Genomic DNA, 1,976 nt, shown 5'->3' with positions numbered 1-1,976 from the left:
CCGACGCCCGAACGCTCGACGGCCCGGCTGCTCGCCCTGCTGGACGGCCTGGGCTTCGCACCGCGGGCCGAAGACACCGGCGAGCCCGGCCGGCCTCCAGGACGGATCCGGCTGCGTCACTGCCCCTTCCTGGAACTCGCCGAGGAGCAGGGCGGGTTGGTGTGCTCACTCCACCTGGGCCTGATCCAGGGGGCGTTGACCCGGATGGAGGCGCCGCTGACGGCCACCGCGCTGGAGCCGTTCGCCGAACCGGACTCCTGCGTCGCCTACTTGGCCGGCGCGACGACGGTCCGGACCCCCTGACCCACGCGCGGAACCCGCCGCCCCGGCCGGGATCATCGCGCCGACCGTGACGGTGGCGGCCCTCCTCGCCGTCCAGCTCGCCGCCGTCCGCCCCCTCCTCAACCGCAGGTCGGACCGGGTGCTCGCGGGCGAGGACCTGCCCCGCTCGCGGAGCCACCTGTGGTACGTGGCACTGGAAATCCTGAAGACCGGCACCCTGATCACCCTGGGCATCGCCCTGTCGGCGGCCTGACCGGCGTGCGCACCCCCTCCGACCCCGAGGTGCGGCACACCCTCAATCGGCTCCGGAAGCAGCCCAGTCGTCGGTCCACCGGTGCCGGCCCAGTCCCAAGGCGTCGAATTCGTCCTCGCCGGGCGCCCTGCGCGCGCCGATCCGCCGCAGAGTCTGGCGGGACAGCGGGCTGTCACGGGACGTCGCACAAGCCAGGGTGGTGGCTCTTCGGCAGGGGTTGTCGTTGGTGCCGATGACGGATGAGCTGGTGGACGCCGTTGCGGGCGGCGGTGGTACGGAGGTTCTGGGGTTCCGGCGGCTGTCGGACGGCTTCGAGAGCCTGCCCGCCGGGTGGTCCGTCACGGAGCCCCTCGCGTATGTCCAGGCCGAGCACTCGGCAACCCGCCCTCAGCGATCACCGCCCGCAACTCGTGAGCAGGGCAGGTTCAGGCCACGACCAGGACCAGGGGCACGCCCGGGCATGGGACCAGGCGCAGTCCGTCGTGGGCGGCGGGGCGGGCGGTGTCGAGCAGTTCGCCGAAGTCCGGGCCCCTGGTGAGGGAACCGGCCAGGTGGGCGGTGTCCGCGGAGGCGGCCACCCGGCCGTGCGCGTTCACCAGGTGGGCCGGGCGGGGCAGGCCGCGCAGCAGCGGGAGCACGGCCGCCTCGAAGTGCCGCAGATACACGTCGGCCGCCGCCACGCCCGCGAACCGTCCCTGGACGCGGACCGGTTCGGACACGGTCAGGCTGTACTCGGCGGAGCAGAGGTAGTCCACGTACGGTCCGGTCACGGCCCGGCGCCCGGTGTCGCGGGGCAGCGTGAACCAGTCCCAGCGCGTGTAGTCGGAGTAGGCCGACCGGCCGGGGTCGAGATCGAGCACGAGCGGCCGTACGACACCGTCGGCGCCGGACTGCCACCACTCCAGCCAGGCCGGCGCGTCGGCCAGCAGGCCGGGAGCCGCGACGAAACCGGCACCGGAGACGATCGCGTCCCGCGCCAGCCGCGGATGCAGCCCGGGGCGCAGGGCGGCGAGGTCGCGGCTGACCGGCCGGCGCCCCTCGGCGGCCACCCGGTGCAGCAGCGCCGTGGTCTCGGCGCGTGTGGCGGCGACCGTCTCGAACACGGCCTCCAGCGCACCGCCCACCTGTGCGGCGACCCGTCTCTCCGGCTCCGTGGCGACGGCGGCGAGCCGGGACCTGACGCCCATGGTGTCCTCCAGCCGGCGGGAACCGTCACACGGCGCGGTCAGAGGGTGAGGCGTACGGCGACGAGCCGCGCCGTCGACTCCCTGACGCACCGCTCGGCCAGCGCGCCGGCCGTTTCGTCGGCCCCATCCTGCACCGCGGCGACGACCCGGCGGTGCCGGTCCGCAACTTCTTCACGATATGCGTCCTCGGCGAGGACCAGGCAGGGCAGCGCGCCCACCTCGCCCTGCAGGGCGACCTGTTCGCGGGTGAGCCG

At 74.5% G+C, this 1,976-nt stretch carries 2 protein-coding genes and 2 pseudogenes; 2 read left to right on the top strand and 2 right to left on the bottom strand.

Features of this window, described 5'->3' with window-relative positions; all coding sequences use genetic code 11:
* Both H5J33_RS33130 and H5J33_RS33125 read left to right on the top strand, forming a co-directional pair.
* Positions 1-303 (top strand): annotated as a pseudogene (locus H5J33_RS33130) (ArsR family transcriptional regulator); the annotation flags it as partial.
* 46 nt (positions 304-349) lie between these two features.
* Entirely contained in the window at positions 350-535 is a 186-nt protein-coding gene (locus H5J33_RS33125) for a hypothetical protein (RefSeq protein ID WP_399552989.1), read from the top strand.
* A gap of 425 nt (positions 536-960) precedes the next feature.
* On the opposite strand, the gene H5J33_RS33120 is transcribed toward H5J33_RS33125, so the two are convergent.
* Both H5J33_RS33120 and H5J33_RS33115 read right to left on the bottom strand, forming a co-directional pair.
* Positions 961-1,722 (bottom strand): cache domain-containing protein, encoded by a 762-nt coding sequence (locus tag H5J33_RS33120; RefSeq protein ID WP_181798405.1) that lies wholly within the window; start codon positions 1,720-1,722, stop codon positions 961-963.
* 38 nt (positions 1,723-1,760) lie between these two features.
* Positions 1,761-1,976 (bottom strand): annotated as a pseudogene (locus H5J33_RS33115) (GntR family transcriptional regulator); the annotation flags it as partial.

It is taken from the genome of Streptomyces sp. WELS2 (assembly GCF_013870595.1).
GTDB lineage: Bacteria > Actinomycetota > Actinomycetes > Streptomycetales > Streptomycetaceae > Streptomyces.
The sequence above is the reverse complement of the archived record's forward strand: the minus strand, read 5'-3'. Positions and strand labels throughout refer to the sequence as shown.